7 protein-coding genes are annotated in these 6,220 nt (G+C 66.5%); 2 read left to right on the top strand and 5 right to left on the bottom strand.

Translation table 11 applies throughout. The features are described 5' to 3' along the window. Together WT53_RS03615 and WT53_RS03610 are read right to left on the bottom strand one after the other, a co-directional pair. The coding region (locus WT53_RS03615; protein WP_156447853.1) for an ATP-binding cassette domain-containing protein at nucleotides 1-194 on the bottom strand (194 nt) is incomplete at its 3' end. Nucleotides 195-204: 10 nt separating this feature from the next. After that, a complete protein-coding gene (locus WT53_RS03610; protein ID WP_060258536.1) occupies nucleotides 205-1,326 on the bottom strand; it encodes a polyamine ABC transporter substrate-binding protein in 1,122 nt (373 codons plus the stop codon). A gap of 238 nt (nucleotides 1,327-1,564) precedes the next feature. Here WT53_RS03610 and WT53_RS03605 point away from each other — a divergent pair, with 238 nt between their 5' ends. Together WT53_RS03605 and WT53_RS03600 are read left to right on the top strand one after the other, a co-directional pair. Next, on the top strand, nucleotides 1,565-2,398 hold the full coding sequence (locus WT53_RS03605; RefSeq protein ID WP_060258533.1) for a helix-turn-helix transcriptional regulator: 834 nt from the start codon (nucleotides 1,565-1,567) through the stop codon (nucleotides 2,396-2,398). Nucleotides 2,399-2,547: 149 nt separating this feature from the next. Continuing rightward, nucleotides 2,548-3,720, top strand: coding sequence for a porin (locus WT53_RS03600; RefSeq protein WP_060258530.1), 1,173 nt, complete (start codon nucleotides 2,548-2,550; stop codon nucleotides 3,718-3,720). Nucleotides 3,721-3,809: 89 nt separating this feature from the next. Here WT53_RS03600 and WT53_RS03595 read toward each other — a convergent pair whose 3' ends face one another. From WT53_RS03595 to WT53_RS03585, 3 genes are all read right to left on the bottom strand, one after another. Further along, nucleotides 3,810-4,277 (bottom strand): hypothetical protein, encoded by a 468-nt coding sequence (locus WT53_RS03595; protein WP_060258527.1) that lies wholly within the window; start codon nucleotides 4,275-4,277, stop codon nucleotides 3,810-3,812. Nucleotides 4,278-4,335: 58 nt separating this feature from the next. Next, nucleotides 4,336-5,004 (bottom strand): hypothetical protein, encoded by a 669-nt coding sequence (locus WT53_RS03590; protein WP_059498761.1) that lies wholly within the window; start codon nucleotides 5,002-5,004, stop codon nucleotides 4,336-4,338. 220 nt (nucleotides 5,005-5,224) lie between these two features. After that, nucleotides 5,225-6,202, bottom strand: a complete 978-nt coding sequence (locus WT53_RS03585) for a LysR substrate-binding domain-containing protein (protein ID WP_060258522.1) — start codon at nucleotides 6,200-6,202, stop codon at nucleotides 5,225-5,227. Nucleotides 6,203-6,220: the final 18 nt, after the last annotated feature.

Raw genomic sequence — 6,220 nt, 5'->3', positions numbered from 1 at the left:
CGCAGCAGCGTGGACTTGCCGCAGCCCGAGCTGCCGAGCAGCGCGAACAGCTCGTTCTTCGCGATCGTCAGGTTCACGTTGTCGACGGCCGTGCTGTCGCCGAACTTCTTCACGACGTTTTCGATGCGCACGAACGCGTCCGCGTCGCGGCGCGCACCGGCCGTGGCCGGTGCGGCGAGGGGCGTATGGATCATCGTCGCCCCCTCAACCGCCCGACTTCAGCTGCAGCCACAGCCGGTTCTGCATCCGGGCGATGTCCGCGCTTCTCGGCATCGCGAGCGCCGTCTTCGCGATCATGCCGTCGGACAGGTACACGCTCGGGTCCTGTACGAGCGCCGGCGTCACGAACGCGCGCGCGGCCTTGTTCGCGCTCGGATAGAAGATCTCGTTCGTGATCTCGGCGTTGGTCTTCGGCTCCTCGATGTAGTTGATCCACTTCAGCGCGGCTTGCGGGTGCGGCGCGTCCTTCGGGATCGCCATCACGTCGAACCACAGCAGGCCGCCTTCCTTCGGATTCACATAGCGGATCTCGTACGAACGCTTCGCGTCCAGCGTGCGCCGTCGCGCCACGGTGACGTCGCCCGACCAGCCGAGCACGACGCACACGTCGTTGTTCGCGAGATCGTCCGAGTAGCCCGCCGAGCTGAACTGCGTCACGTACGGGCGGATCTTCTTCAGCACGTCGTAGGCCGCCTGGTAATCGGCCGGATTCTTGCTGTTCGGATCCTTGCCCATGTACTGCAGCGTCGCCGCGAACGCGGCGTCCGGCGCGTCGAGCAGAGAAATGCCGCACCCCTTCAACTTCGCCGCGTTCGCCGGGTCGAACAGCAGCGCCCAGCTATCGGTCGGCGCGTTCTCGCCGAGCCGTTTGCGCACCGCCTCGACGTTGTAGCCGATCCCCGTCGTGCCCCATGCCCACGGCACGCCGTACTGGTTGCCCGGATCGACCTTCGCGATCATCTTCATCAGCACCGGGTCGAGATTCGCGAGGTTCGGAATCCTCGACTTGTCGAGCTTCTGGTACACGCCGGCCTGGATCTGTTGCGCGAGATAGTTGGAGGTCGGCACGACGATGTCGTAACCCGAGCTGCCCGCGAGCAGCTTGGTCTGCAGCGTATCGTCGCTGTCGTAGCTGTCGTAGCGCACCTTGATGCCCGACTGTTTCTCGAAGTTCGGCACGGTGTCCTTCGCGACGTACTGCGACCAGTTGTACACGTTCAGGTTGGCGTCGCCCGCGCGGGCAGACGGGCTGGCTGTGAAGGCCAGGCCCGCCGATATGACGAGCGCCGCGCGCAGGGCCGGTTGACGACGGATACGGACACGCATGGGGTTCTCCTTGTAATGGGGATCGGCCGTTGCGCCCGGTCCGGCGGGACTTGCGTCAACGCCGTCAAGCGGTGTTCAGCACAAGGAGCAATGTAGAGATCGCGGCGCGCAGCGTCAGTCCCGAAAACCGGGACAAGCGGCGAGATCCCTCGCGGCCGCTTGGGTGGATTCCGGATAGTCAGTCGAAAATTGTCGTGATACCTGTAACGCCACCTGAAAAACCTTCGATCCCGACGCCATGAGCGCTGCGCCGCCCGCCCCCGATCTGCCGCTGAGCCACGTCGCGTTCGTGACCGAAACGCTCGGCGATATCGCGCAAGCCGTCGGGACTCCGCAATTCATGCGGGTCGTCTACGACACGCTCATGCGCTACGTCGACTTCGACGCCGTGCATCTCGACTACGAACGCGGCACCGCGCCGGGCCGCCGCAGCGTCGGCTGGATCGGCAGCTTCGGCCGCGAGCCCGAGCTGATTGCGCAGGTGATGCGCCACTACTACCGCAGCTACGCGAGCGACGACGCGACGTACGCGGCGATCGAAACCGAAAGCGACGTACAGCTGGTGCAGGTGTCCGCGCAGCGCGTCGCGAGCGAACTCCGGCATCTGTTCTTCGACGCCGGCGACATTCACGACGAATGCGTGATCGCCGGCGTGACGGGCGGCACGCGCTATTCGATCTCGATTGCGCGCTCGCGGCGGTTACCGCCGTTTTCGCTGAAAGAGCTGAGTCTGCTGAAGCATCTGTCGCAGATCGTGCTGCCGATGGCCTCCGCGCACAAGCGCCTGCTCGGCTCGGTCTCCGCGGACGACACGTCACGCGACGAGTTCGATCTCGACCTCGTTGCGCAATGGTTGCCGGAATGGCGCGAACGGCTGACCGCGCGCGAGATGCACGTGTGCGCATCGTTCATCCAGGGCATGACGTCGGCCGCGATCGCGCAGTCGATGGGGCTCAAGACGTCCACCGTCGATACGTACGCGAAGCGTGCGTTCGCCAAGCTCGGCGTCGATTCGCGCCGGCAACTGATGACGCTCGTCCTGAGAAACGCGTCGCGGCGGCTCGACGCATAGGCCCCCGCCCGGGACGCCGGTCCGTTGCGCGCGCACCCATCGCCGCGCCGCCTCATAACGATCCGACAATTTATTGGTTCCCTTGACGATGCGTCGTCCGTATCGTGCACCGACTCGTCAGACCAATCGACCAACGGGGGAATCCAACCATGAAACAGATCCGGTCATTCGCGCTGCTCGCCTTGCCGGCCGCGCTCGCCGCCAACGGCGCCCACGCACAAAGCAGCGTCACGCTGTACGGGATCGCCGACGCGGGCATCGCGTACGTCCACAACGCGCAGAACGCGAACGGCAGCAACGCGTCAAGCCTCGTGAAGTTCAGCAGCGGCAATCTGTCGGGCAGCCGCTGGGGGCTGCGCGGCATCGAGGATCTCGGCAGCGGCCTGTCCGCGCTGTTCCAGCTCGAGAACGGCTTCAACATCGGCACCGGCGCGCTCGGCCAGGGCCAGCGCGAATTCGGCCGCAAGGCCGTCGTCGGCCTCGCGAGCAGCACGTACGGCACCGTGACGCTCGGCCGCCAGTACGATCCGGTCGTCGATCTCGTGCAGGGCCTCACGGAAGACAACTACTTCGGCGGCGTGTTCGCGACGCCGGGCGATCTCGACAACTACGACAACAGCCTGCGCGTCAGCAACTCGGTGAAATACACGAGCCCGCTGATCTCCGGCTTCCAGTTCGCCGCGCTGTACGGCTTCGGCGGCGTCGCGGGCGCGACCGGCAGCGGCCGCACGTACAGCTTCGGCGCGAGCTACGCGAACGGCCCGCTGTCGCTCGGCGCCGGCTACTTCTACGCGAACGGCGGCACGACGGTCGCGGGTGGCGTGCGCACGTGGTCGAGCAGCTCGGACACGCTGTTCAACACCGTGATCAACCAGGGCTTCTCGAGCGCGAAGTCGATCCAGATCGTGCGCGTGGCCGGCCAGTACGTGGCCGGGCCGGCGACCTTCGGCCTCGCGTACTCGAACACGCAATACGGCGCGGACACGCTGTCGGCATTCAACCGGAACGCGAAGTTCAACAACGGCTCGGCGTTCTTCAACTGGCAGTTCACGCCGGCGCTGCGCGCGGGCGTCGGCTACAACTACACGTCGCTGACGGGCCCGGCTTCCGCGCACTACAACCAGGTCAACCTCGGCGCGGACTACGCGCTGTCGAAGCGCACCGACCTGTATGCGCTGTTCGGCTATCAGAAGGCGAGCGGCAATACGCTCGACGCGAGCGGCAAGATCGTGAAGGCCGCCGCATCGGTCGGCTCGTACGGCGTGAATGCCGGCACCGATACGCAGGAACTCGCGATCGTCGGCATTCGCCACAAGTTCTGATCGTCACGTCGCAGGACGATCGCCGCAGGTCATTCCAGGGATCACAAGACGGACGAGGGTGGCAGTGCCCGCGGCGATCGATGCCGGGATCAGCGTGTAGCGTGACGTCCGGCAACGCAGTAGACAACTGCGGCCGTGATCCCGAAGATCAGATGGGCGATCAGCGTGATCGCGCCGCGCACCGGGATGAACCACGGAAAGATCGCCGTGAAGCCGTACAGGTTCACGCCGTACAGCAGGAGCCCGAACGCGCCGCCCGCAAGCAGCGCGGCCACGTACGACAGCCGGTGGACCAGCCGTGCCAGCACGGCCGCATAGACGAGCGAAAGCATCGCGTGCACGAACGTCGCCACGCCCATGACCGGCGGATCGAAGCCGCCGGACGTATCGAGCACGCTTCGCCCCATCACGATCGCGGCCGTGAGGCGTGCGTCGCGCAATAGATTTCGGACGGCGTCGTCGCCGGCGATTGCCCAGAGCAGCAACTCGACGACGGTCGATCCGACCGCCGCGCCGAACGCCGCCCAGAGCATCGGGACCACACTCGCTCGTTTCAATGGTCGTCCTCGTGGCGGGCCGGTCGATGCATCGAGCGAACCGCCGTGCAAACCCGGCTTACGACGCCCCTTCGCAGTCCGACCAGTACGCAAACGGGTCGCGATGTTTCGGATAGTGCTCGTCGAGCCATTTCAGCAGCGTCGCCCGCGCATTGTCCATGTCGGCCTTCAACGACGACGTCGTCAGCTCATGCACTTCGACGGACTTTTCCCGATCAACCACGAAGCAGTTCCAGTCGGGACCGTCGAGATCCGGATCGTCGGATGCCTTCGACGACTTCGTCCAACCGAAACGCTTGCGCGCATCGATGTAGTAGCGCGGATACACCTTCAGATACGACATCTCGCCGCCCTGCAGGCTGCTCTCGGCGCGCAGCACGTCGCGCTCGTCGACGATCTGCGTGACTTCGGGAAGCCGGCGGGAGCGCCATCCGGCAGGCAGCGTCGCCACCGCGCGGACGCTGTCGTAGGTGCCCCACTCGAGGCCCCACGCTTCGGCCATGCGTTTCATGAACGCGTCGGCGCTCGGATAACCGCGCAGCTGGATGCGGGTCGACAGCGTGACTTCCACTCCGCCGCGACCGCCGGATGCATTCGACACCTCGTCGTCCGCTTCGAACGGATTGCCCGGACGCGGCGATGCGCGCTTCGCGTCCGCAGGCGCCAGGCCGGAAAAAAGTTGATCCAGCGCCGCACGCGCTTTCGACGATTTGTCTGGTCTATTCATCGGTTCCCTTTTGTGCAAATTTGAACCCGTACTGCAATGGTTGGTGATTGCCCTGCCATCGGGCAAAGGCGCGATTCCGCTTCACTGCGGCGATCTCGCCGTTTTCCGCGGCTGCATTGTAACGATTCGGCGTCCTCCGCCGAACGAACGGAACGGGCGGCCCGTCGCATGCGTGACGCGCGTGCCGAAGCGGCCGCCTGCGCGAACCGCCGGGTGCGCGCTAGCGCAGCGCCTTCACCATCCGTTCCATCAACGCGAAGACCTCCGGCCGATTCTCGCCCTTCGCGTGCACGAAGTGATAGCTGAGCGGCGAATCGACCTCGTGACGGCTCACGCGCACGAGCGCGCTGCGCTGCAGATACGCATCCGCCAGCGGCGTTCGCGCAAGCGCCACGCCCAGCCCCGCTTCGGCCGCCGCCAGCACGAGGTTGTAATCCTCGAACCGGCGATCCTGCGCGCGCGGCTTGAACGGAATGCCGAGCGCATCGAACCACGTGCGCCAGCCGGTCACGTCGGAATCGTGCAGCAACGGCATGTCGAGCAGCGCGGCGTCGCCCGTTGCGCGGCGCATCCTGGCCAGTTGCGCGGCGAGCCGCGGATGCGCGACCGGATACAGCCGCTCCGGCATGAACGGGCGAGTGTCGAGCCGACGCCAGTTGCCGCGCCCGTACCGGATCGACAGATCCGCTTCGCCGCCGGCGATATCCACGTTGCGCAGTTCGATGCCGAGCTCGATGCGCAACGCGGGCGCTTCGTTCTCGAGCGCCTGCTGCCGCTCCAGCAGCCACAGCTGCGCGAATGCGGGCACCACGCTCATCCGGACCAGCCGCGGCGTGCGCGGCGTGCGCCACTGATCGGCCGCGCCGTCGATGATCGCGAACGCCTGCTCGATCCGGCCGACGAAGCGCTGCCCGTCCGGCGTCAGGCGCACGCCGCGCGCATGCCGTTCGAACAGCGCCATCCCGAGCCAGTTTTCCACGGCAGCCACCCGGCGGCTGATCGCGCCGTGCGTGACGCCGGAGACGTCGGCGGCCGCGAGAAACGAACCCTCGCGCGCCACCGTGCAGACCGTCTCCAGGCTCGCGAGCGGCGGCCGCGGGCCCGGCATCGGCGCGGCGGCCGACAGCCCGCCGGCCGCCTGACGCGCACGCGCCGAGCCGTCGGCCCGCCGCGATCCCGAGCTGTGAGCCATATTCATATCCGGGTGTTGATCTGT

Origin of the sequence: Burkholderia sp. MSMB2157WGS (assembly GCF_001532755.1) — a bacterium.
GTDB lineage: Bacteria > Pseudomonadota > Gammaproteobacteria > Burkholderiales > Burkholderiaceae > Burkholderia.
The sequence above is the reverse complement of the archived record's forward strand: the minus strand, read 5'-3'. Positions and strand labels throughout refer to the sequence as shown.